This is a genomic window from Nocardia fodinahabitans (genome assembly GCF_052983615.1).
Genome location: NZ_JBRJJC010000001.1, coordinates 2,711,663 through 2,733,064, shown reverse-complemented (window position 1 = coordinate 2,733,064; position 21,402 = coordinate 2,711,663). Strand labels below are relative to the sequence as shown.

The window sequence follows — 21,402 nt, the reverse complement described above, 5'->3', positions numbered from 1 at the left end:
ACGCGGTGTTACTGTATCTGGCAGTAACACAAAGGAGTGTGCCGATGCGTGCAAAGCTGCCGACGGCTCTGCTGAACCTGGTCGAATCCGCGTCCCTCGTGGTCAAGACCACCCTGGCGGCCCACCGGGCCGATCTGCGGACGCGAACCCACGGGATCGCGGCGTTCGATCCGCCGACCGTGCCCGCCGACGTGATCCCCGTGGTCACCGCCGACGGCGCCCGCCTGCGGGTGCACGCCTACGGGCCCGTCGACGCGCCGGTCATGGTGCTGGTACACGGCTGGACCTGTTCCATCGAATACTGGAACGCCCAGATCAATGCCTTCGCCGGCGAGTACCGCGTGGTCGCCTACGACCAGCGCGGCCACGGTGAGAGCACCAACGGCTACGCCAAGCCGAGCCAGACCCTGCTCGCCGACGACCTGGCCGACGTCCTCGACTCCGTGCTGCTGCCCGGCCAGCGGGCCGTGCTCGTCGGCCACAGCATGGGCGGCATGACGCTCATCTCCTGGGCGGGCCGCTATGCCGGGCGCGTCGCCGACCAGGCCGCCGCGGTGGTCCTCACCAACACCGGCGCGCACTCGCTCGTCGAGGTGTCGACCATGGTCCCCGGCCTGAACCGGCCGCTGCGGATCCTGGGCGGCAGGCACCTGCCGACTCCGGAGTGGCTGGGCAAGGTCATCCTCGGCACCCCCGTGCTGTTCCCGCCGATCAAGCCGGTGCGCTGGATCTTCGCCCGCCAGGTGATGACGCTGGACACCCCGCGCCAGACCCTCGACTACGCGCTCTCGGTCGTCCGTGGTTGTCCGGCGATGACGCGCTCGCGCTGGGGCCTGGTCCTCACCGAACTCCACCTGGGCGACAACGCCGCCAAGCTCGCGGTGCCCACCACCGTGCTGGCCGGTGACCGCGACGACCTCACCCCGCCGCTGCACGCCGAGCGCCTCGCCGAGCTGCTGCGCCGCGCGGGCAACCTCGCCCGGCACAAGGTGCTGCCGACCGGCCATCTGGGCAACGTCGAACGCCACGACCTGTTCAACGCCGAACTGGCCGAGGTCATGGCCGCCGCCCGTGAGCCTGTGTACGCGGTGAGCTGAGGGCCTGCGAGGATGGGGGGATGAGTTCTGCCCCTGTGACCTCGGATGACCGCCGGTTCGTGCTGACCCTGGGCTGCCCGGACCGGCCGGGCATCATCGCCCGGATCTCCTCGTTCATCGCCGATTTCGGCGGCTCGATCGTGGAGGCCGGCTACCACTCCGACGGTGACACCGGCTGGTTCTTCACCCGGCAGGCGGTCAAGGCCGCGACGGTGCCGTTCGGTATCGACGAACTGCGTGCCCGCTTCGCCGAGGTGGCCGCCGAGTTCGGGCCCGAGACCGACTGGCAGCTGCACGACTCCGGGGCGCCGCGGCGGGCGGTGCTGCTGGTCAGCAAGGACGGGCACTGCCTGCACGACCTGCTCGGACGCGCGGCCGCGGGCGAGCTGCCCGCCACCATCGAGGCCGTCATCGGCAACCACCCCGACCTGGCCGGGATGACCGAGGCGCACGGCGTGAAGTTCCACTACGTGCCGTTCCCGAAGGACCCGGCCGAGCGCGGCCCGGCCTTCGAACAGGTCCGCGATCTCGTCGACGCCCACGATCCGCACGCCGTCGTCCTCGCCCGCTTCATGCAGGTGCTGCCCGCTGAACTGTGCGCGCACTGGGCGGGCCGGGCGATCAACATCCACCACAGCTTCCTGCCGTCGTTCGTCGGCGCGCGCCCGTACCACCAGGCCTACGCCCGCGGCGTGAAGCTGATCGGCGCGACCTGCCACTACGTCACCGCCGAGCTGGACGCGGGGCCGATCCTGGAGCAAGACGTCATCCGGGTCGACCACGCCGACGACGTGCGCGACATGGTGCGGCAGGGCCGCGACATCGAGCGGGTCGTGCTGGCCCGTGGCTTGCGCTGGCACCTGGAGGGCCGGGTGCTCGTGCACGGCCGCCGCACGGTCGTCTTCGAGTAACCCTCAGAGGTCGTAGAACGGCGCCGGGTAGCGGAACTCGCCGGTGACGGCCGGGTCGTAGGCCGTCAGCGGGCGGACCTGGAAGAACTCGGCCCAGTCGGCCTCGTCGGGCACGATGCCGAGCCGGGCGCCGGGCACGAACCCGAAGCGGGCGTAGTAGTCGGGATTGCCCACCAGGCCGACGACCGATTCGTCGAGCGCGTCGGCCGCGCCGAGCGCGGCGTGCATCAGCGCCGAACCGACCCCGGTCTTCTGATGGTCGGGATCGACGCCGAGCGGGCCGAGTGCGAGCACCGGGAACGGGCCGATGCCGGCCCTGGTGAGGCAGATGTGCCCGACGACGGTGTCGTATTCGAGGGCGACCAGCGACAGCGTGGGCATCCACGATTCGTCGGTGCGCAGCGCGTCGACGAGCGCCACCTCGGGTGGCTCGGTGATCGACGGGTCGTCGGCGTAGTGGGGGGTGAAGGCGTCGCGGTGGATGGCGGCGATAGCCGCGGCGTCCGCAGGGGTCTCTCGACGGATCAGCACAATCGTCTCCGTATCCTCGGCGGCCGGCGCCGGTCGAAAACCGCCATGGTCAAGTCTCCCGGATTCGGGTAGACCCGCGCAACGCTGTTCGTGTGGCGGCCTGCGCGGCGGCCGTCGTGTCCCGGTGTGTCATGCTCGAGCCCATGACCGTCTCGACACCGCTGACCCGGGCCGACGTGGCCGCGATGATCGATCACACCCTGCTCGCCCCCGAAGCCACCCCCGCCCAGGTCGAGGCGCTGATCGCGGAGGCGCGCTCGCTCGGCGTGTACGCGATCTGCGTGTCGCCCTCGATGCTGCCGGTGCGGGCCCCGGGGCTGGTCGTCGCGACCGTCGCCGGGTTCCCGTCCGGCAAGCACCACTCGCTGGTCAAGGGCGCTGAAGCGCGCTTCGCCGTCGAGCAGGGGGCGGCCGAGGTCGACATGGTCATCGACATCGGTGCCGCGCTGGCCGGTGATTTCAACGCCGTGCTCACCGACGTCATCACGGTGCGCGAGGCGACCACCGATCGTGGCGCCGTGCTCAAGGTGATCATCGAATCGGCCGCGCTCACCGACGAGGCGATCGTCGGCGCGTGCCGGGCCGCCGAGGAGGGCGGCGCTGACTTCGTGAAGACCTCCACCGGATTCCACCCGGCGGGCGGGGCCAGCGTGCACGCGGTACGGCTGATGGCCGAGACCGTCGGCGGCCGCCTCGGCGTCAAGGCCAGTGGCGGTATCCGCACCGCCGAGGACGCGGCCGCGATGATCGCGGCGGGCGCCACCCGGCTCGGGCTGTCCAAGTCCGCCGCGGTCCTCGACGGGTTCCCTGGCTAGCGCCGTCAGCAGGTGAATTCGGCCTGCTGACCACTCGGCGCCGTCTCGAGCGCGGTCTTGCCGCCCGACAGGAGCACGGTGACGCCGTCGTCGGTGACCCGCACCTCCTGCGCGCGCAGGCCGAGCGGGTAGCTCTGCAGGCTCTGGGTGAAGGTCTCGACGATGCCCTGCACCAGGTCGGTGGGCAGGCCGATGCCGAGCAGCTGCGCCGACTTGGTCTCCACCACGACATTGCCGTCGCGCACCATCGGCTGCACCTGCAGCTGGGCCAGGCCGCCGATCACGTCGAGGGTGATCATGCCGCTGGCGCGCGAGGAGCTCACGCCGCTGACCATGCCGCCGAGGGTCTGCTGGATGCCGTCGTTGTTCCAGGTCACCTCGGCCGCGGAGCTGCCGATGGTGCCGCCGCCGCGACCGCGGTCGGTGAGCTCGATGTCGTCGAACTCCGCGTGCACGACCATGCCGACCGCGGGACCGAACTTGTTGTCCTCGCTGTCGATGGTGACCGAGCCGACCTTGCCGTCGAGGTAGGTGAGCAGCATCGGCTTCGGGCCGAAGCCCACATCGATGCTCGACCCCATCTGCTGCTCGAACGAGCTGCTGATGCAGCGCGAGATCTGGTGGCGGGCATAGGCTTCGGTGCTCACGATCGCGGCCACCAGCAGCGCGGCGACCACGACCAAGGCGATCACCAGCGTGCGCCGACCTACCTTGGGGCGTTGAGGTGTCTGCGTGGTCATGGCATCGGATTCTTCCCGATCTTTCTGTGTCTGCTCTGAGGACGGAGTGAAAGCCTTCGCAGCAAAGTGTGACCTGGCCCACTCGGGCGGGCGTAGCCTTGATCCATGACTGGCGAGGGTGTGCGCCGGGTGCAGGGGACGGCGGATCATCGGTGGCGCGTGCTACGGCGGCTCGCCGGTCGGCACGCGGGCTTCTTCACGACCCGTCAGGTATTGCGAACCGGCTGTGAATTGCAGGTGAGAGCGGCGCTCGGGGACGGCTCGGTGACCAGGGCCGGCGTCGGGATGATGCGGCTGGCGCAGTGGCGGGCCGGCCCGCTCGACGAGTACGCGATGTGGGCGGCCTGGTTCGACGGCGCCGCGGCGGTGTCGTATCAGAGCGCGGCCGAGCTGCACGGGATCGGCCGGTTGCAGCCGCGGTTCCTGCACCTGTCGGTGTCGGCGGGGCGCCCCCCGGTGACGCCACGGCTGGTGCTGACCCGGCGCAAGCTGGACGGTCCCGATGTCGAGTCGGCCGGGCCGTTCCTGGTCACCACGCCGGTGCGCACCGTGCTCGATCTGGCCGAGACGGAGATCTCGCAGTCGGCACTGGACGAGGTGGTGGCGGACGCGGTCGCCATCCATCGCTGCGACACCGACGAGATCTGGTGGGGCGGACAGCGACTCGCCCCGCGCGCGGCCACCCGCGTGCGCCGGGCGTTAACCGGCGTCTGACCAGCCGTTCGGCGCGACCACCTGCCACGGCACCGACAGCACGCAGTCGCGCATGCGGCGGCGATACGCGCGCACTGGAAACCCGCTCTCGCGCAACAGCTCCGCGGCCCCGCGCCAGCGGATGCGCGGACCGAACGGGGCCAGCGCCGCCGCGCGGTCCCAGGCACGGTCGGCCGCGGTGAGCAGCGCGTGCACCGGTTCGCCCGGAATATTGCGGTGGATCAGCACTTTCGGGAGCCGCTCGGCGATCTCGGACGGGCGCTCGACGGTGAACGGATCCCAGGCCAGCGTCAGCGAGAGCGGGCGGTGCCGGTCGAGCAGCACCCAGGCGCAGCGGCGGCCGAGCTCGTCGCAGGTGCCGTCGACGAGCAGGCCGCCGGGCGCGAGATTCGACTGGATGCGGGCCCACGCGTCGGGCACGGCGTCCTCCGGGTACTGGCGCAGCACGTTGAACGCGCGGACCAGCACCGGGCGCAGTCCGGCCAGCTCGAAGCCGCCGCGGGCGAAGCGCACGCCGTCGCGGCCCTCGACGACCCTGGCCGGGTCGATCTCGAGCCCGACCACCCGCAGCTCGGGGCGGACGGCGGGCAGCCGGGCGGCCAGTTCGAACGTCGTCCACGGCGCGGCGCCGTAGCCGAGGTCGACGACCAGCGGATCGGCGGTCGCGCGCAGGCGGGCGGTCACCAGTTCGTCGTGCGTCAGCCAGCGGTCGCTGCGGCGCAGGCGGTTGACGCCGGTGGTGCCGCGGGTGATCGTGCCGACCGGTGACGGTCGTTTGCGGTCCACGGCGGTCGTCTTTCGTGCGGGTGCGTCAGACCGACTTCTTCGCGCCGGCCTCTGCCAGCCAGCGCGCGGTCTCCTCCTGCTCGGCCCGGAACAGGTCGACCAGGTTCACCAGCATCAGCTGTTCCAGGCGCGGGCCGACCATCGGGATGAACACCTTGGCGGTGGGGGAGAACCGCATGGTCGTGCCGGTTTCGGTGGGGAACAGCCGGATGTCGCCGTTGAGGCTGCCCGGGCCGGCCGGGATCGAGGCGGAGAAGGTGCCCTCGGTCTCGTCGTGGGCGAACGGGCCCCAGCTCTCCTTGCGGGTGATGACCATGTCCTTGCGCATCACCGTCTGGGCGATCTCGGGGAGCATCTCGCGCGGCAGCGTGTGGGCCAGCACCACGTCGATGCCGGAGTCGCTCACCTCGTGGCTGATCACCTCGTTGTGCGGGGAGTACTTCCGCATCTCGGCGACGCGCGCTTCCCAGTATTCCCTGCTCTGCAGCGCCGCGTAGAGCTCGGTGGTGGTGTGCAGCGGGTAGCGGGCGGAGTAGTCAAGTCGACGTGCCATGAGGAAATAGTGTATTTGGAGCGCTGGCGCGCTCGAGTCGGCGGCCCCTTGTGTCCCGCCGGTCAGGCACCGTGGCTTGCTCCTTCGTCGCCTGCGCCACGGCGCCTGACCGGCGGGACGGCCGCCGACGGCCGACTGCGTCGGCCTGCCCTCCTCGGGGTCGGGCGTGCGGGGCTGGGGTTGCGCCGCGGTGCTCGACCGGCGGGACGGCCGCCGACGCTCGATTGCGGCGGCGTGCCGGAACGGAGTCAGCGGGTGGCGAGCCACTGCTCGGTGAAGCCGGCCTCGTTGGCCAGCAGTTCGAGCAGGTGTTCGGAGATCGCGGCCTCGATCTTGCCGCCGAACAGCGGGATCTTCACCTCGATGCTGCCGCTGATGGTGGCGACCGAGCCGGTGCCCTCGGCGGTCAGGGTGATGGTGGCATTGACCTTGGCGGGCGCGCCGTCGACCTGGGCCGCGATGGTGCCGGTGGTGCCGGTGTAGCTCTCGGTGCGGGGGATCACCAGGTCGCCGGGGCGGACCGCGGTGATCGCGGGCGGCAGCTGATCGGCGGGGATCGACTGGACCATCTGCACGCGCACCTGGTCACCGGTGGTGCCGAAGGAATCCAGCCGGGCGCCGGGCCCGCCGACCTCTTCGATCCGAGCCTTCCAGTACTGCTCGTCGGAGAACGCCGCGCGCACGGCCTCGACCGGCTTGGTGTAGCGAGCCGTGTACGCCAGAGGTGTAGCCATGCGCGACAGGCTACCGTCTTGTGACGTGGGAACAACTCAGGTGGTGTCCGCCGATCAGGTGCGTGATCTCCTCGCCGATACCGGCGCGGTGGTGCGGGAATCGGTGCGTTTGTCCGAACTGACGACCCTGCGGGTCGGCGGGCCCGCGCTGGTCGCCGAATGCGGCACCACCGAGGCGCTGATCGCCACGGTGTCGGCGCTGGACACGGCCGGTATCCGGGTGCTGCTGATCGCGGGTGGATCCAACCTGCTCATCGACGACGCCGGCTTCGACGGGGTCGTCGTCCGGGTGGGCACCACCGGCGTGCGGATCGGTGCCGACAGCGTGTTCGCCGAGGCGGGGGCCAACTGGGACGAGGTCGTGGCGGCGACCGTGGCGGCCGGGCTGGGCGGACTGGAGTGCCTGTCGGGCATTCCCGGCTCGGCCGGGGCGACGCCGGTGCAGAACGTCGGCGCGTACGGCGCCGAGGTGTCCACGCTGCTGCGCCGGGTGCGGCTGCTCGATCGCAGGACCGGCGAGGTCCGCTGGGCCGAGCCCGGCGAACTCGGCTTCGCGTACCGGACCAGCGTGCTCAAGCACAGCGACGATGCGGTGGTGCTCGCGGTGGAGTTCGCGCTCGACCCGTCCGGGCTGAGCGCGCCGCTGCGCTACGGCGAACTGGCCAAGGTGCTCGGCGCGGGCGACGGGGAGTCCCGTCCGGCCGCGGCCGTGCGCGCGGAGGTGCTGCGGCTGCGCGCGGGCAAGGGCATGGTGCTGGATTCCACCGACTACGACACCTGGAGCGCGGGCTCGTTCTTCACCAATCCCGTCGTCACCGAGGACCGGCTGCCGCAGGTCCTCGCGGCTATCACCGCCCACCTGGGCGAGGTCTCGGTGCCGACCTACCCCGCCCCCGACGGCACCAAGCTCTCGGCGGGTTGGCTGATCGAGCGCGCCGGCTTCGGCAAGGGCTTCCCCGGCGAGCAGGCCGCCGCCCGGCTCTCGACCAAACACACCCTCGCGCTGACCAACCGCGGCGCGGCCACCGCCGGCGACATCGTCGAGCTGGCTCGCACGGTCCGCGCCGGCGTCGAGGAACGTTTCGGGGTGACGCTGGAACCGGAGCCGGTGACGGTCGGCCTCACCCTCTGAGCCCAACGGTGGCGCGGCGCGGTCGGTAGCCCGGCGTACATTCGATGCCGTGAGCAAACCTTCGGTAACCGCCTCGTTGCGTGCGCGCGGGACGGCAGTTCGGCATGCCCGGCGCGACCCGATCGGCGTGGGCGTTCGGCGCCGGCGCCCCGTGGTTGCGGTGATCTTGCTGGCGGTGCTCGTCGTGCTGACCGGCTGCACGATCGACCGCCCCGGCGGCGAAACCGCGCCGGCGGGCCCGGTCGCGCAGGTCGCCATGACGCCGTCGGCGGGTGCGACCGATGTCGCGCCCGTCATGCCCGTGTCGGTGACCGTGACCGGCGGCCGGATCGACCAGATCGCGCTCACCAACGCCAACGGCAAGCAGGTCGCGGGCACCTTCGGTCCGGATCGTGCGAGCTACCAGGTCACCGAGCCGCTCGGCTACGACGCGAGCTACACCTGGACCGGCACCGCGATCGGCACCGACGGCAAACCGGTCCCGATCGACGGCACCTTCACCACGCTGAAGCCGAAGTCGACCATCCCGGCCACGATCAATATCGGTGACGGTCAGGAGGTCGGCATCGCCGCCCCGATCATCATCAAGTTCACCGGCCCGGTGGCGAACAAGGCGGCGGTGGAGAAGGCGCTCACCGTCACCACCGACCCCGGCACCGAAGGCTCGTGGGCGTGGCTGCCCGACGACGGCGGTTCGCGGGTGCACTGGCGGCCGAAGAACTACTGGACGCCCGGCACCACCGTGCACGTCGAGGCGAAGCTCTACGGCGTCGACCTCGGCGGCGGCGCATACGGCGACTCCGACCTCACCTCCGACTTCACGATCGGCCGCAGCCAGATCGTGATCGCCAACGCGCCGAGCCATCGCATGCAGGTGGTCCGCGACGGCGTCACCGTCTTCGACTTCGCGGTCTCCTACGGCGAGGGCAACGAGCCGCGCAACGTCACCCGCTCGGGCACCCACGTGGTCACCGAGAAGTACGAGGACTTCATGATGTCGAATCCGCCGTACTACACCAACGTTCGCGAACGCTGGGCCGTCCGCATCTCCAACAACGGCGAATTCATCCACGCCAACCCCGAATCCCTGTCCGCCCAGGGCTCGTCCAACGTCACCAACGGCTGCATCAACCTCTCACCCGCCGACGCCCAGGCCTACTTCCCGACCGCCCGCTACGGCGACCCGGTCGAGGTCACCGGCACCTCCATCCCCCTCTCCCAAGCCGACGGCGACATCTACGACTGGTCCATCGACTGGCCCACCTGGCAATCCATGTCCGCCCTCCCCGCGGGGTCCGCGCAGGGCGGATCGGCGGCCGGTCCGCGCTGAGCTCGAACCCGAGAACCCCGACCGGCGTGCTGCCGATCAGGGTTCTCGCTGTTTTCGGTCAGACCAGGGCGGGGACCCGGGTGGGCCAGCGGGTGTGGTTGGGGTCGATGACGTAGGGGTGGGTGTGCTGGTAGCGGCCGGGGGCGATTTCGGTGGCGTCGGTGAGGATGGCCGGGTCGACGGTGCCGAAGTCGTGAATGTGGGTGATCTCGGCGGGGTCGTGGCGGGGCCACAGGCGGATCGCGGCGGTGACGCCGAGGGCGGCGATGACGGCCAGGGTGATCCAGGTGGTGGTGAAGCCCGCGGTGGTGGCCAGCCAGCCGGTGATCGGGTAGGTGATCAGCCAGGCCAGGTGCGACAGCGAGAACTGGGCGGCGAAGAGGGCGGGGCGGTCCTCGGCGCGGGCCGAGCGGCGCAGCACGCGACCCGTGGGGGTGAGGACCAGGCCGGTGCCCGCGCCGATGACGGCCCAGGTGGCCAGGGCGGCGGCCCAGCTCCAGTCGCCGACGCTCGCGGTCGACAGGGTGATCGCGGCGGCCAGGCCGGTGACCAGGACGGCCGCGCCGGTGAGCATCACCGGACGTTCGCCGCGCCGGTCCAGGATCCTGGGCAGCGTCAGGGCGACGAGCATCGTGCCGAATCCGTTGGCGGCCAGCAGGAGCGCGACGCCGGACTGGTCGCCGCCGAGCACGTCGCGGGCGTAATTGACGGTGTTGACCATGACCACCGAGCCCGCCGCCGCGACCACCAGGTTCAGTCCGAGCAGCCCGCGCAGTCGCGGGGTGGCCGCGAACAGCCGCAGGCCCGCGGCGAGTCGCTGCCCGATCGCGCCGTCGCCCACCACCGCGTTCGGGATGCGCGCCGCCATCACCAGGGCGACCGAGACCGCGAAGCCGACGCCGGTGCCGACGAACAGCCAGTGGAAGCTGATCAGGCTCAAGGCCAGCGCCGCCAGCATCGGGCTGAGCAGGGTTTCCATGGTCGCGGCCAGCTGGGCGGCCGAGAGCGCCTTCGTGTAGTCGCGCTCGTCGGGCAGGATGTCCGGCAGCACGGCCTGGTAGGTGGGGGTGTAGGCGGCCGAGGCGATCTGCAGCAGGGTGATCAGCACGTAGATCTGCCAGATCTGGTCGACGAAGGGCAGCGCCAGCACGATGCCGCCGCGAATGCCGTTGAGCGCCATCAGGAATTGCCTGCGCGGCAGCAGGCCGGCGTAGGCGCCCGCGATCGGGGCGACGATCACGTAGGCGACCATCTTCAGCGTCAGCGCGGTCCCGAGCACGATCGCGGCGTTGCCGCCCGCCAGTTCGTAGGCGAGCAGGCCGAGGGCGACCGTGGTGAGCCCGGTGCCGAACAGGGCGGCGACCTGCGCGGTGAACAGCAGGCGATAGTCCCGGTGGGCGAACAGTGAGGTGGTCATGATGGTCGGCCCTCCTGGGCAATGCATGGTCTCTTATCTGCGTATAGATGCAACTATATACCCGTAGGGGGTATTCCGGTCAAGGGGTGGAAGCTGTCGGCTTGACCTGAAGGGAAGTTGAGGTAGCACCGTTGTGCGCAGCGGCGGCCGAGTGGCCGCCACCGAGTCGGAGGAACCTCATGAACGCCACGGTTGAGCACGCCCGCACCGCTATTCGCCCGCTGCGGGTCGTCGTCGTCATCGGCAGCACCAGGGAGGGACGCTTCGGTCCCACCGTCGCCGACTGGTTCGTTCGGCAGGCGGCGCTGCGCGACACGATCGACGTCGACGTGGTCGACGCCGGGCAGGTCGAACTGCCGCGGGCCTTCGGCGCGGCCGCCGAACACCCGTCCGTGGCCGCAGCCACCGGCAAACTCGCCCGCGCCGACGCCTTCGTCGTGGTGACGCCCGAGTACAACCACAGCTACCCGGGCACCCTCAAGAACCTGATCGACACCCACCACGCCGAATGGCAGGCCAAACCGGTCGGCTTCGTCTCCTACGGCGGCATCTCCGGTGGCCTGCGGGCCGTGGAGCACCTGCGCCCGGTCTTCGCTGAACTGCACGCGGTCACCGTCCGCGATTCGGTCGCGTTGCCCAATCCGTGGGGCAGATTCGACGACGACGGCGCGCTGACCGACCCGGACGCCGCCGAAGCCGCCGCCGCGGTCCTGCTCGACCAGCTCGTCTGGTGGGGCGAAGCCCTGCGCACCGCCAGGGCCGTCCGCCCGTACGGGAAGTGATCGCCGTGCTGACCCGGACCACGACAGCCCCGCCCACCAGCCGCGATCCGATGCGCATCGCGCTGGTGCTGGTGGTCGGCATGATCATGGCGACGCTCGATCAGACGATCGTCAACGTCGCCATCAACAAGCTCTCCGTCGAGTTCGACGCGGGACTGAGCACGATCCAGTGGGTGGCCACCGGCTACTCGCTGGCCCTCGGCGCCGTGGTGCCGACCTCGGCGTGGCTGGTCGGCCGCTTCGGCGCCAAACGGCTGTATCTGACGGCGATCGCCGCGTTCGCGGTCGGCTCGGTGCTGGCGGGCCTGGCCTGGAACATCGAGTCGCTCATCGTGTTCCGGCTGGTGCAGGGCGCGAGCGGCGGTCTGCTGATGCCGGTCGCGATGACCATCCTGCTGCGCGCGGCCGGGCCGGACCGGCTGGGGCGCCTGATGAGCACCCTCGGCCTGGCGATTCTGGTCGGCCCGCTGCTGGGGCCGGTGATCGGCGGCTACCTCATCGACGAGGTGTCCTGGCGCTGGATGTTCTTCCTGAACCTGCCGCTGGGAGCGCTGGTCCTGGTGCTGGCGGCCCGGATCGTGCCCGACGACGCGCCGGAGCCGCCGCGTCCACTCGACGTGGTCGGCCTGCTGCTGATGTCGCCGGGTCTGGCGCTGGTGATCTACGGCGTGACCGCGGCGGGGGAGAGCGCCGGCTTCGCCTCGGCCTCGGTGCTGGTCCCGCTGCTGGCGGGCGCCGGGCTCATCGTCGCCTTCGTGCTGCGCTCGCTGAGCACCTCGGTCCCGCTGCTGGACCTGCGGGTCCTCGGCAATCGCACGACCGGGATCTCCGCGGCGTTGCTCGCGCTGTTCGCGAGCGGCTACTTCGGGTCGATGCTGTTGCTGCCGTTGTACTTCCAGGTGGTTCGCGGTGAATCAGCCCTGGTGGCAGGCGCTCTCGGGATTCCGTTCGCGCTGGCGTCGGGCGCCACCATGCAGGTGGCGGGCCGGTTGATCGACCGGATCCCGCCCGGCCGCTACCTGCCGGTGTCGATCACGGTGGCGCTCACCGGTTTCGTGCTGTTCGTGCTCCAGCTCGACGCGGACGCGCCGTACTGGGCGCTCGGCCTGACCATGCTGCTGATGGGCGCCGGCGGCGGCGGCACCATGATGCCGGTGATCACCACCGCGACCCGGCCGCTGAGCCGGGCGCAGCAACCGGCCGGGTCGACGGTGCTGAACATGATCAGCACCACCGCCATGGCGGTCGGCACCGCGGTGAGCTCGGTGACGCTGGGCGCGCTGCTCCCGGTGACCGGCGGGCTCCAGGCCCTGCACGGCATGGACCAGGACCAGCGCGCCGAGCTGGCCCCGGCGCTGGCCGAGGCATTCCAGCACACCTACTGGATCGCCCCGGTGATGATCGCGCTGGCGATGATCCCGGCGCTGCTGCTGCCGCGCCGCGACCCCGGGTGAGGTCGACCGCTACCCGGCCGGCCACACCACCGCCTGGGCGACGATGACGTTCGTCCCGTTGAAGGTGACGGCGGGGCCCTCGTGGAGTTCGTACCCGAGGGCCAGCGCCGCGCTCACCCGACGGCAGAACGTCTCGTCGTCCGGGCCGGTCAGCACTCGATAGGTCGGTAGCCCGTCCGGTGGTTCGCTCATGCGGGCAATTATCCGCTAGGCGGACTCGGTGGCGCGTTCCTTGCTCAGCGCCTCGGTCTGCTCGGTGCTCAGACCCTGCTGCTTGGCCAGCAGGTCGCGGATCTCGATGAGCAGCTCGGTCTCGGTCGGCTCGGCGGCCTTGGTGGTGCCGAACTTGTTCTTCAGCGACTTCATCGGGAGCATCAGCACGAAGTACAGGACCGCGGCGACCATGAAGAAGTCGATGAACGCGGTGATGATCGGGCCGAGTGCGATGAAGGTGGCCGGCTTGTCGGCGATCAGCTGGACGCCCAGGCCCAGCTCGTTGGTCGAGCCGAACACCGCGAGCAGCGGGTTGACGATCCCCTTGGTGAACGAGGTCACGACGGCGGTGAACGCGGTGCCCATGACCACCGCGACCGCCAGGTCGATGACGTTTCCACGCATCAGGAAATCTTTGAACCCGTCGAACACGGACTTGATACTGCGCATCGGTGGAGCACTCCTAAGGCTGGCTATCGGCAAACGTGGTGATGTTAGCGACCGTTCCAGCGGGCAGCGAATGCGCAGCTATGTCATGACCGGTCCTGGGCAGTATCGGTTCCCCGGGGCCGCGCCGCCACTCGGGGCGGCCGTGCTCCCCGGATTCGGTTGCCTGGTCCGGGGATTGAACGTCGCAGGTCAGGAGCGTCGCGCGAAGCTGCCGGGGCCCGCCTGGTCACGCGGCTTGACGACGATGGTGTCGAGGTTCACGTGCGCCGGCCTGCTCGCGACGAAGCCGACGATCTCGGCGATGTCCTGGGCGTAGAGCGGATCGATGCCCTGGTAGACCTTCGCCGCGCGGTCCTCGTCGCCGTCGAAGCGGACCAGGGAGAATTCCGTCTCGACCGCGCCCGGCGCGATCTCGGTCAGCCGCACCGGCTGACCGAGCAGCTCGTCGCGCAGGGTGCGGTGCAGCACGGCCTGGGCGTGCTTGGCCGAGGTGTAGCCCGAGCCGTTCGGGTAGGCGTGGAAGGCGGCGATGGAGGTGATGGTGACGATCAGGCCGTCGCCGGAGTCGATCAGCTTCGGCAGCAGCGCTTTGGTCAGGCGCAGGGTGCCCAGGACGTTGGTCTCCCACATCCAGCGCCAGTCGTCGAGGTCGGCCTCGGCGACGGTGGCCAGGCCCTTGGCGCCGCCTGCGTTGTTGACCAGCACGTCGACCCGGTCGATCGAGTCGGTGAACGCGCGCACCGACTCCTCGCTGGTGACGTCGAGCTCGACGGCGGTGCCGCCGATCTCCTCGGCGAGGCGCCGCACCCGGTCGAACCGCCGGGCGCCCACGTAGACGTGGTAGCCCTGTTTTGCGAGTTCCCGGGCGGTGGCTTCACCGATTCCCGAGCTGGCTCCGGTGACGACGGCGGTGCGAGTGCTCATGTGGAGTGATCCTATTCGCCGCGGATTCGCCGTCGCCATGGCTGGGATCACGCTGATGTGGACCGGCGTTAGCCTGTCGGCATGGCTATTCGCGATGCTGTCAGTACCGACGGAACCAGGATCGTCTACCGGGTGAGCGGCCCGGAGACCGGCAGGCCGCTGGTGCTGCTGCACGGCTGGGCGGGCAATCTGCGCTGCTGGGGCGCGGCCGCCGACGATCTGGCGCAGCGCTACCGCGTCGTCGCCGTCGACCTGCGCGGGCACGGTTACTCCGACGATCCGGGCGCCGGGTACGACGATCCCAAGGCGTGGGGCGCCGATGTCGCCGCCGTGCTGGCGGCCGAGGGCATCGAGTCGGGCGCGGTGTTGCTGGGCTGGTCCTACGGCGGCATCGTCGCCACCGACTACCTCGCCACGTACGGCAGTGCCGCCGTCGCCGCGGCCGTCTACTGCGGCGCGCCCGCCAATATCGGCCCGAAGGTGCCCGGCGCGGCGCCCGGCCCAGCCATGGAGAAGGCGATTCCGGGTGTCTTCGACGAGGCGGCGGGACGCGCGGTGCGTGGCTTCTCCGTGTTCGGCAATGCCAATACCGGCCCCGGCGCGGACAAGGGTGTCGATGCCCAGCGTCTGTTCGGCACCAGCCTGGCCACCCCGCCTTCGGTGCGCAAGGCCCTGTTCTACCGGACCATCGACAACACCGACACCCTGCGTGGCCTCGACATTCCGGTTCTGGTCCTGCACGGCACCGAGGACCCGGTGGTGCCGGCCGCCAATGGTCAATACATCGCCGACAATGCCCCTAACGCCCGCATCTCGCTGTGGGAGGGCGCCCAGCACGGGCTCTTCATCGAGGACCGTCCGCGCTTCTTCGCCGAGGTCAGCGCGTTCATCGACGCGCTGGACTGAGTTCCGGCGCCCGCCCCGCGCCTCCGATGCTGTGAACTATGAATGTTTCAGAAACGGGGGTGGGGGCAGCCTGTCCTGCCTAACCTCTCTCGCACGGTCTCGTTCTCGGCCGGGCAGGGAGGTGACGCATGAGCGTCCTGGCACGGTGTGGGTTGCTTCTCGTCGCGGGGCTCGTCTGCGCCCAAGCGGTCGCGGGCGCCGCGCCGCCCGATCCGCGCGGCGTCGAGGCCGCCCGGCTGATCTCGGCGACGCCGGGGCAGGGGCGGGTCGTCGACCTGGTCGTGTACTCGGGGGCGATGGGCAAGCCGGTGCCCGTCGCCGTGCTGCCCGCCGCCGATCGCGCGGCCGCGGCGCCGGTGCTGTACCTGCTCAACGGGGTCGACGGCGGCAGCGCCACCGGTGACTGGCGCGACGGCGGAAACTGGCTGACTCGCACCGATTCCGAACAGTTCTTCGCCGACAAGCAGGTCACCGTGGTGATGCCGATCGGCGGCGCGGGCAGCTACTACGCCGACTGGCGCGCCGACGATCCGGTGCTGGGCCGCCAGCGCTGGACGACCTTCCTCACCCGCGAACTCCCCCGGGTGATCGACGCCGAATTCCACGGCACCGGAGCCAATGCCATCGCCGGCGTCTCGATGGCGGGCACCGCGGCCTTCCAGCTGGCCCTGGCCGCACCGCAGCTCTACCGCGCAGTGGGTAGCTACAGCGGCTGCGTCTCCACCAGCGGGCCGCAGGGGCACGCCATCGTCAATACCGTCGTCTCCGGCCAGAACGGCGACCCGGTGAACATGTGGGGACAACCCGGCGACCCGCTCTGGGCCGCCAACGACCCCTTCCTGCACGCCAACCGCCTGCGCGGCCTGGCCATCTACGTGGCCTCCGGCACCGGCCTGCCCGGCGCTCTCGACACCACCGCGGGCCCCGGCATCGGCGGCGACACCATGAAGCTGATCGACCAGCTCCTCGTCGGCGGCGCCCTCGACGCGGTCACCGGCCTGTGCACCCGCCAATTGGCCGTCCGCTTCGGCGAACTCGGTATCCCGGCCACCGTCGACCTGCGCCCCAACGGAACCCACTCCTGGGGCTACTGGACCGACGACCTGCACCGCTCCTGGCCGCTGTTCGCGCGCGCCCTGCGCCTCGGCTGAATCGAATAATTTCCGCCCGATCGCACGCGCGGCCGGTGCCGCAAAAGAATCCGGTGGGTCTTTTCACAGCAAATGCGAGGCGATTCCGGCTGCCCGGAGAGTTCGCAATATTGCGCTCTATGTGCACCGGTGCGCAAGCTGTCATCGCAGGTAGCTGGCATTGTTTCGGCGGGTCGGGTTGGTCTCCGGCGCCAATGTGATACGACTGTGATTGTGCCCTTGGCCTATGGAGTTCGAACGCACAGGGGCGCGATAAATCTTCTGGTAATCGTCACAATGTTTCGGTGAATTCGTGTGTAGCGTTCGGGAATGCCGTGTGATCGCAGAGGAAGTGGGTTCGGCGTCGAGAGCGGAGTTCGATGATGTTCGGTCGGGCAGTGGGCGCTCGGATCGCCGGGGTGATCCTGGCGGTGCTCGTCGGGGCGGTGGCCGCGGTTCCCGCGGCGGCGGAGCCGTCGGCACGGATCGAGGACCGGCGGATCGAGGCCGATCACACCATCGACATCGGGGTCTACTCGCCCGCGATGGACACCGTCGCCCGGGTGCGGGTGCTGCGGGCCGCCGACCCGAATTCGCCTGCGCCGACGCTGTATCTGCTCAACGGGGTCGGCGGCGGCAGTGACGGGAACTGGCTCGATCGCACCGATGTCGTCGAGTTCTTCAAGGACAAACAGGTCAATGTGGTGATCCCGTTCGGCGGTGCGGGCAGCTACTTCGCCGACTGGCACGCCGACGATCCGGTGCTCGGCAAGCAGCGCTGGACCACCTTCCTCACCAAGGAACTACCGCCGGTGATCGACGCCGCGTTCGGCGGCACCGGCGCCAATGCCATTGCGGGACTGTCGATGGCGGGCACCGCGGTGTTCCAGCTCGCACTCGCCGAACCGGGGTTGTTCCGGGCGATCGGGTCCTACAGCGGGTGCGTGCGCACCAGCGACCTGCGGGGACAGGCGATCGTGAGCGCGGTGGTCGGCAGCAGACTCGGCAACGTCCGCAACATGTGGGGGCCGCCGACCGATCCGGCGTGGACGGCGCACGATCCCTACCTGCACGCGGAGACCTTCCGTGGCACCGAGGTCTACCTGTCCTCCGGCAACGGGATTCCCGGACCGTTCGACACCGTCGGCGTCGGGGACGACCCGGTACAGCGGACCATGGAACTGCTCTTCGGCGCGTCGCTGGAGGCGGTCACCGGCGCGTGCACCCTGCAACTGCGCGATCGGCTGCAATCGCTCGGGATCCCCGCGACCGTCGACCTGCGGCCCAACGGCACCCACTCGTGGGGCTACTGGCAGCAGGATCTGCACAAGTCGTGGCCGCTGTTCGAGAAGGCGCTGCACCGCTGATCCGGCCGCGAACGCGATGTCCGAAATTCGCTCGCGCCGCCGCCGCGAATCGGGCAGGCTCGATTCGACGCGCAGGTGAACTCACTCACGAATGCGCTGTGACTACCGTCACCGATCCCGGTAGGGATGTCGGCGGCGGCGTCGCGGCGTGCACACTGGGGAGTGTGAGTCAGCGTTGTCCGGAACTTTTGCCCCACCGCATCGCGGTGCTCTCGGTGCACACGTCACCGCTGGCGCAGCCCGGAACCGGCGATGCGGGCGGCATGAACGTCTACGTGCTGCAGACCGCGCTCGAGCTCGCCAAACGCGGCACCGAGGTGGAGATCTTCACCCGCGCGACCTCGTCGGATCTGCCGCCGGTCGCCGAGGCGGGCCCCGGTGTGCTGGTGCGCCACGTGGTCGCCGGACCGTTCGAGGGCCTGGACAAGAACGACCTGCCCACCCAGCTGTGCCCGTTCACCGCCGAGGTGCTGCGCCAGGAGGCGCGCCACCTGCCCGGCCACTACGACCTCGTGCACTCCCACTACTGGCTCTCCGGCCAGGTCGGCTGGCTGGCCCGCGACCGCTGGCGGGTGCCGCTGGTGCACACCGCGCACACGCTGGCCGCGGTGAAGAACGCCGCGCTCGCCGAGGGCGACGCCCCCGAACCCGAGACCAGGGTGATCGGGGAGAAGCAGGTCATCGCCGAGGCCGACCGGCTCGTCGCCAACACCGGTGACGAAGCCCGCCAGCTCGTCGACCTCTACGGCGCCTCGCCCGATCGCATCGATGTGGTGCCACCCGGCGCCGACCTGACCCGCTACCGGCCCGGCGACAAGCTCGCCGCCCGCGCCGAGCTGGGCCTGCGTCCCGATGAGCAGGTCGTCGCCTTCGTCGGCCGTATCCAGCCGCTCAAGGCCCCCGACGTGCTGGTTCGTGCCGCCGCCGCGCTACTGCGCCGCGATCCCCGCCGCAAGCTGCGGGTGCTGATCGTCGGCGGACCGTCCGGCTCCGGCCTGGCCCGCCCCGACGCGCTGATCGAGCTGGCCGCCGCTCTCGGGATCACCGAGCACGTCACCTTCCTGCCGCCGCAGCCCGCCGATCGGCTGGTGCGGGTGTATCGCGCGGCCGATGTCGTCGCCGTGCCCAGCTACAACGAATCCTTCGGCCTGGTCGCCATCGAGGCGCAGGCCAGCGGCACCCCGGTGCTCGCCGCCGATGTCGGCGGCCTCGGCACCGCGGTGCGGCACCGCGAATCCGGTCTGCTGGTGCCGGGACACCGCACCCCGGACTGGGCCGACGCGCTGGCCGCCCTGCTCGACGACCCGGAGCGCCTGACGCGGATGGGCGCCACCGCCGTCGAGCACGCGAGCGAGTTCTCCTGGGCGCACACCGCCGAGGGGCTGCTCGACAGCTACGCTGCCGCGATGGCCGGGTTCCGCGCCGAACGCGGCCCGATCGCCCTGCACGCGGGCGAGACCAGTCAGGCCAGATCACGGGCGCTGTGGCGGCGCCGGACGGGAGTACGCAGGTGAGCGCCGTATCGCAGGTCATCGACGAGACGCTGCGCGACCGCGAGATCGAATACACCCGCCACACCGACGACACCTTCATCGTCGTGCTGCCCGGTGAGCGCAAGCTCGAGACCGCGGTGATGCTGACCGTCGGCAAGCACGGCGTGCGCATCGAGTCGTTCGTGTGCCGCAAGCCCGACGAGAACTTCGAGGGCGTCTACAAATACCTGCTGCGCCGCAACCGCCGCCTCTACGGCGTGGCCTACACCCTCGACAATGTCGGCGACATCTACCTCGTCGGCCGGATGTCGGCCGAGTCGGTCACCCCCGACGAGCTCGACCGTGTTTTCGGCCAGATCCTCGAGGCGGTCGACACCGACTTCAACGTCCTGCTCGAACTCGGCTTCGCGGAATCCATTCGCAAGGAATGGAAATGGCGCGTCTCCCGTGGCGAGTCACTGAAGAACCTGCGCGCTTTCGAGCACCTGATCGACGAGGCCGACCAGGTCTGACGGATCGTCCCGACGCACTGGGAAGCCCCGCCGGTCGCGACCGGCGGGGCTTCGTCAGCTCAGCGTTCGATCAGCAGTTCGACGGCACCGGCTCGTTCCGGAAGCGGGACTCGACGTAGTTCCAGGCGTCGACGAAACCGGCCGCGGCGGCGGTCATGTGCTCGGAGATCTCGATCGTCGTCAGCTGCACCGGGGCGCCCTTGGAGCAGAAGTGGGCGACCGACTCGGCGACCGGACCGTACGGGGTCAGGGTGTCGTACTTGCCCTGCCAGATGTAGGTCGGTGCGGTGGGCGCGCCGGTGAAGTGCACGAGGCTGTTCTCGCGCAGCACCCCACGCGCCACCTGGCTGCTCATCAGTTCCTTGGACGCCGCCATCTGCTCGGCGTTGCGGAAGATGCCGTGGAACAGCAGGAATCGACGGCAGGCGTCCTTGGTGAACTCGCGGAACCACAGGCCGTTCTCGTTGAGCTGGTCCGAGACCGGCACCTGCTCGGGGTACTCGCGCTCGATGCCCATCGCCGCGGCGAAGGCCAGGCCGAAGCCGGGGTGCGGCGCGAAACCGAGGGCGTCGGCCATCAGTTCCAGGTCGGCGGGGATACCGCCGGCGACCACGGCGGACAGCTTCAGCTCCGGCGCGTAGGTCGGCTGCAGCGCGCCCGCCCAGGCGGTGGCCATGCCGCCACCGGAGTACCCGGCGATCGCGACCGGCGAGTTGCCGACACCCAGCTCGGCGACCTTCTGCACGGCCCGCACGCTGTCGAGGGTGATCATGCCACTGAGCCGGGCCGCGCCGTAGGCGACGGTCGGGCCGAGGTAGTCCGGGACCGAGATGGCCCAGCCGCGCTGCAGCGGCAGCATCGCGCCGGGCGCGTCCTGCAGTTCGCCGTTGAACAGCGACTGCGACGGGTTGCAGCGGGTGCCGATCGAGTTGATCAGCGCCTGGTAGGACACCAGCGGCGGGTTCTGCACGCCGATCGGCATCAGCACGGTGGTGACGCCCATGATCGCGTTGCCCGCCGAGTTGGTGGAGCGGAACGCGACCTGCCAGCCCTCGGTCCCGGGGTAGAGCAGGGTATCGATGCGACGCGTGCGCACCACGTCACCGGGCGCGAGCGCCGCGAGGTCACTCGGTGCCGTGAAGAACGGATCCGGATCGGGGGTCGGATACAACGGGTTCGCGCCCGCCGGTGCGGCGAGGAACCCCACCGACAGCAGGCTCAACACCAGTACAACGAATTTCGACACAGCTATCCTTCATCAGAGTTGTGCTGCCCAGCTGACAAGACCCGACCCGCGTCGAAGTATCTAACGAAAATGGGCCGCGCGTACCAACCAGTAGTCAAAGTGTCGTGTGCCACATGCTGTGATCCCTCACATCGCGATGTCCGCACGACCCTGTTGTGCTGCGGC

General features: G+C 70.3%; 23 protein-coding genes. 13 read left to right on the top strand and 10 right to left on the bottom strand.

Annotated elements, in window-relative coordinates; all coding sequences use genetic code 11:
* Window positions 1-44: 44 nt before the first annotated feature.
* Together NV348_RS12735 and purU are read left to right on the top strand one after the other, a co-directional pair.
* Window positions 45-1,097, top strand: coding sequence for an alpha/beta fold hydrolase (locus tag NV348_RS12735; protein WP_447147112.1), 1,053 nt, complete (start codon window positions 45-47; stop codon window positions 1,095-1,097).
* Between the two features lie 20 nt (window positions 1,098-1,117).
* The gene (gene purU, locus NV348_RS12730; RefSeq protein WP_447147111.1) at window positions 1,118-2,008 is read left to right on the top strand and encodes a formyltetrahydrofolate deformylase; all 891 of its coding nucleotides are present in this window, start codon (window positions 1,118-1,120) and stop codon (window positions 2,006-2,008) included.
* Window positions 2,009-2,011: 3 nt separating this feature from the next.
* Here the strand turns inward: purU and NV348_RS12725 are convergent, their stop codons facing one another.
* Complete coding sequence (locus NV348_RS12725) at window positions 2,012-2,539, bottom strand: GNAT family N-acetyltransferase (RefSeq protein WP_447147110.1); 528 nt, start codon at window positions 2,537-2,539, stop codon at window positions 2,012-2,014.
* Window positions 2,540-2,682: 143 nt separating this feature from the next.
* Between NV348_RS12725 and deoC the strand changes: the two genes are divergently transcribed.
* Complete coding sequence (gene deoC / locus NV348_RS12720) at window positions 2,683-3,354, top strand: deoxyribose-phosphate aldolase (protein ID WP_447147109.1); 672 nt, start codon at window positions 2,683-2,685, stop codon at window positions 3,352-3,354.
* A gap of 5 nt (window positions 3,355-3,359) precedes the next feature.
* Here deoC and NV348_RS12715 read toward each other — a convergent pair whose 3' ends face one another.
* Window positions 3,360-4,094 (bottom strand): LmeA family phospholipid-binding protein, encoded by a 735-nt coding sequence (locus NV348_RS12715; protein WP_447147108.1) that lies wholly within the window; start codon window positions 4,092-4,094, stop codon window positions 3,360-3,362.
* A 105-nt stretch (window positions 4,095-4,199) separates the two neighbouring features.
* Here NV348_RS12715 and NV348_RS12710 point away from each other — a divergent pair, with 105 nt between their 5' ends.
* Window positions 4,200-4,808, top strand: coding sequence for a type IV toxin-antitoxin system AbiEi family antitoxin (locus NV348_RS12710; RefSeq protein ID WP_447147107.1), 609 nt, complete (start codon window positions 4,200-4,202; stop codon window positions 4,806-4,808).
* Here the strand turns inward: NV348_RS12710 and NV348_RS12705 are convergent.
* The 3 genes from NV348_RS12705 to NV348_RS12695 all read right to left on the bottom strand — a co-directional run bounded on the left by NV348_RS12705 (window position 4,794) and on the right by NV348_RS12695 (window position 6,881).
* A complete protein-coding gene (locus NV348_RS12705) occupies window positions 4,794-5,594 on the bottom strand; it encodes a class I SAM-dependent methyltransferase (protein ID WP_447147106.1) in 801 nt (266 codons plus the stop codon). The two genes, NV348_RS12710 and NV348_RS12705, sit on opposite strands and share 15 nt — an antisense overlap.
* Before the next feature lie 25 nt (window positions 5,595-5,619).
* A complete protein-coding gene (locus tag NV348_RS12700; RefSeq protein WP_447147105.1) occupies window positions 5,620-6,147 on the bottom strand; it encodes a DUF2505 domain-containing protein in 528 nt (175 codons plus the stop codon).
* Window positions 6,148-6,395: 248 nt separating this feature from the next.
* Window positions 6,396-6,881 carry a DUF2505 domain-containing protein gene (locus tag NV348_RS12695; RefSeq protein ID WP_447147104.1) on the bottom strand — a complete coding sequence of 162 codons (486 nt, stop codon included), beginning with the start codon at window positions 6,879-6,881 and terminating at the stop codon, window positions 6,396-6,398.
* Between NV348_RS12695 and NV348_RS12690 the strand changes: the two genes are divergently transcribed.
* Entirely contained in the window at window positions 6,880-8,013 is a 1,134-nt protein-coding gene (locus NV348_RS12690; RefSeq protein WP_447147103.1) for a UDP-N-acetylmuramate dehydrogenase, read from the top strand. The genes NV348_RS12695 and NV348_RS12690 overlap by 2 nt on opposite strands.
* Before the next feature lie 160 nt (window positions 8,014-8,173).
* Window positions 8,174-9,343: a L,D-transpeptidase gene (locus NV348_RS12685; protein ID WP_447147102.1), complete on the top strand. Its 1,170-nt coding sequence runs from the start codon at window positions 8,174-8,176 to the stop codon at window positions 9,341-9,343.
* Window positions 9,344-9,401: 58 nt separating this feature from the next.
* Here NV348_RS12685 and NV348_RS12680 read toward each other — a convergent pair whose 3' ends face one another.
* The gene (locus tag NV348_RS12680; protein ID WP_447147101.1) at window positions 9,402-10,760 is read right to left on the bottom strand and encodes an MFS transporter; all 1,359 of its coding nucleotides are present in this window, start codon (window positions 10,758-10,760) and stop codon (window positions 9,402-9,404) included.
* Window positions 10,761-10,939: 179 nt separating this feature from the next.
* On the opposite strand from NV348_RS12680, the gene NV348_RS12675 reads away from it, so the two are divergent.
* Both NV348_RS12675 and NV348_RS12670 read left to right on the top strand, forming a co-directional pair.
* Window positions 10,940-11,542, top strand: a complete 603-nt coding sequence (locus NV348_RS12675) for an NADPH-dependent FMN reductase (protein WP_447147100.1) — start codon at window positions 10,940-10,942, stop codon at window positions 11,540-11,542.
* Between the two features lie 5 nt (window positions 11,543-11,547).
* Window positions 11,548-12,996 carry a DHA2 family efflux MFS transporter permease subunit gene (locus NV348_RS12670; protein ID WP_447147099.1) on the top strand — a complete coding sequence of 483 codons (1,449 nt, stop codon included), beginning with the start codon at window positions 11,548-11,550 and terminating at the stop codon, window positions 12,994-12,996.
* Between the two features lie 9 nt (window positions 12,997-13,005).
* On the opposite strand, the gene NV348_RS12665 is transcribed toward NV348_RS12670, so the two are convergent.
* From NV348_RS12665 to NV348_RS12655, 3 genes are all read right to left on the bottom strand, one after another.
* Window positions 13,006-13,188 (bottom strand): DUF1737 domain-containing protein, encoded by a 183-nt coding sequence (locus tag NV348_RS12665; protein WP_447147098.1) that lies wholly within the window; start codon window positions 13,186-13,188, stop codon window positions 13,006-13,008.
* A gap of 15 nt (window positions 13,189-13,203) precedes the next feature.
* Window positions 13,204-13,659: a large conductance mechanosensitive channel protein MscL gene (mscL, locus tag NV348_RS12660; protein ID WP_255588734.1), complete on the bottom strand. Its 456-nt coding sequence runs from the start codon at window positions 13,657-13,659 to the stop codon at window positions 13,204-13,206.
* Between the two features lie 189 nt (window positions 13,660-13,848).
* Window positions 13,849-14,583, bottom strand: coding sequence for an SDR family NAD(P)-dependent oxidoreductase (locus tag NV348_RS12655; protein WP_447147097.1), 735 nt, complete (start codon window positions 14,581-14,583; stop codon window positions 13,849-13,851).
* Window positions 14,584-14,664: 81 nt separating this feature from the next.
* Here NV348_RS12655 and NV348_RS12650 point away from each other — a divergent pair, with 81 nt between their 5' ends.
* From NV348_RS12650 to NV348_RS12630, 5 genes are all read left to right on the top strand, one after another.
* Window positions 14,665-15,489 (top strand): alpha/beta fold hydrolase, encoded by an 825-nt coding sequence (locus NV348_RS12650; RefSeq protein WP_447147096.1) that lies wholly within the window; start codon window positions 14,665-14,667, stop codon window positions 15,487-15,489.
* A 128-nt stretch (window positions 15,490-15,617) separates the two neighbouring features.
* On the top strand, window positions 15,618-16,640 hold the full coding sequence (locus tag NV348_RS12645; RefSeq protein WP_447147095.1) for an alpha/beta hydrolase: 1,023 nt from the start codon (window positions 15,618-15,620) through the stop codon (window positions 16,638-16,640).
* A gap of 362 nt (window positions 16,641-17,002) precedes the next feature.
* Window positions 17,003-17,986 carry an alpha/beta hydrolase gene (locus NV348_RS12640; protein WP_447147094.1) on the top strand — a complete coding sequence of 328 codons (984 nt, stop codon included), beginning with the start codon at window positions 17,003-17,005 and terminating at the stop codon, window positions 17,984-17,986.
* 155 nt (window positions 17,987-18,141) lie between these two features.
* Complete coding sequence (gene mshA, locus NV348_RS12635; RefSeq protein ID WP_447151015.1) at window positions 18,142-19,500, top strand: D-inositol-3-phosphate glycosyltransferase; 1,359 nt, start codon at window positions 18,142-18,144, stop codon at window positions 19,498-19,500.
* Window positions 19,497-19,991: a type III secretion system chaperone family protein gene (locus NV348_RS12630; protein WP_447147093.1), complete on the top strand. Its 495-nt coding sequence runs from the start codon at window positions 19,497-19,499 to the stop codon at window positions 19,989-19,991. Before mshA ends, NV348_RS12630 begins: the two co-directional genes overlap by 4 nt.
* Before the next feature lie 70 nt (window positions 19,992-20,061).
* Here the strand turns inward: NV348_RS12630 and NV348_RS12625 are convergent, their stop codons facing one another.
* The gene (locus tag NV348_RS12625) at window positions 20,062-21,237 is read right to left on the bottom strand and encodes a lipase family protein (RefSeq protein WP_447147092.1); all 1,176 of its coding nucleotides are present in this window, start codon (window positions 21,235-21,237) and stop codon (window positions 20,062-20,064) included.
* Window positions 21,238-21,402: the final 165 nt, after the last annotated feature.

Excerpts from the sequence above, each read along its gene's own strand:
- NV348_RS12675 (WP_447147100.1), top strand. The coding sequence starts at position 10,940 with ATGAACGCCACGGTTGAGCACGCCCGCACCGCTATTCGCCCGCTGCGG.
- purU (WP_447147111.1), top strand. The coding sequence starts at position 1,118 with ATGAGTTCTGCCCCTGTGACCTCGGATGACCGCCGGTTCGTGCTGACC.
- NV348_RS12695 (WP_447147104.1), bottom strand. The coding sequence starts at position 6,881 with ATGGCTACACCTCTGGCGTACACGGCTCGCTACACCAAGCCGGTCGAG.
- NV348_RS12735 (WP_447147112.1), top strand. The coding sequence starts at position 45 with ATGCGTGCAAAGCTGCCGACGGCTCTGCTGAACCTGGTCGAATCCGCG.
- mscL (WP_255588734.1), bottom strand. The coding sequence starts at position 13,659 with ATGCGCAGTATCAAGTCCGTGTTCGACGGGTTCAAAGATTTCCTGATG.
- deoC (WP_447147109.1), top strand. The coding sequence starts at position 2,683 with ATGACCGTCTCGACACCGCTGACCCGGGCCGACGTGGCCGCGATGATC.
- NV348_RS12700 (WP_447147105.1), bottom strand. The coding sequence starts at position 6,147 with ATGGCACGTCGACTTGACTACTCCGCCCGCTACCCGCTGCACACCACC.
- NV348_RS12715 (WP_447147108.1), bottom strand. The coding sequence starts at position 4,094 with ATGACCACGCAGACACCTCAACGCCCCAAGGTAGGTCGGCGCACGCTG.
- NV348_RS12655 (WP_447147097.1), bottom strand. The coding sequence starts at position 14,583 with ATGAGCACTCGCACCGCCGTCGTCACCGGAGCCAGCTCGGGAATCGGT.
- NV348_RS12665 (WP_447147098.1), bottom strand. The coding sequence starts at position 13,188 with ATGAGCGAACCACCGGACGGGCTACCGACCTATCGAGTGCTGACCGGC.
- NV348_RS12650 (WP_447147096.1), top strand. The coding sequence starts at position 14,665 with ATGGCTATTCGCGATGCTGTCAGTACCGACGGAACCAGGATCGTCTAC.
- NV348_RS12690 (WP_447147103.1), top strand. The coding sequence starts at position 6,880 with ATGCGCGACAGGCTACCGTCTTGTGACGTGGGAACAACTCAGGTGGTG.
- NV348_RS12710 (WP_447147107.1), top strand. The coding sequence starts at position 4,200 with ATGACTGGCGAGGGTGTGCGCCGGGTGCAGGGGACGGCGGATCATCGG.
- NV348_RS12640 (WP_447147094.1), top strand. The coding sequence starts at position 17,003 with ATGTTCGGTCGGGCAGTGGGCGCTCGGATCGCCGGGGTGATCCTGGCG.
- NV348_RS12645 (WP_447147095.1), top strand. The coding sequence starts at position 15,618 with ATGAGCGTCCTGGCACGGTGTGGGTTGCTTCTCGTCGCGGGGCTCGTC.
- NV348_RS12680 (WP_447147101.1), bottom strand. The coding sequence starts at position 10,760 with ATGACCACCTCACTGTTCGCCCACCGGGACTATCGCCTGCTGTTCACC.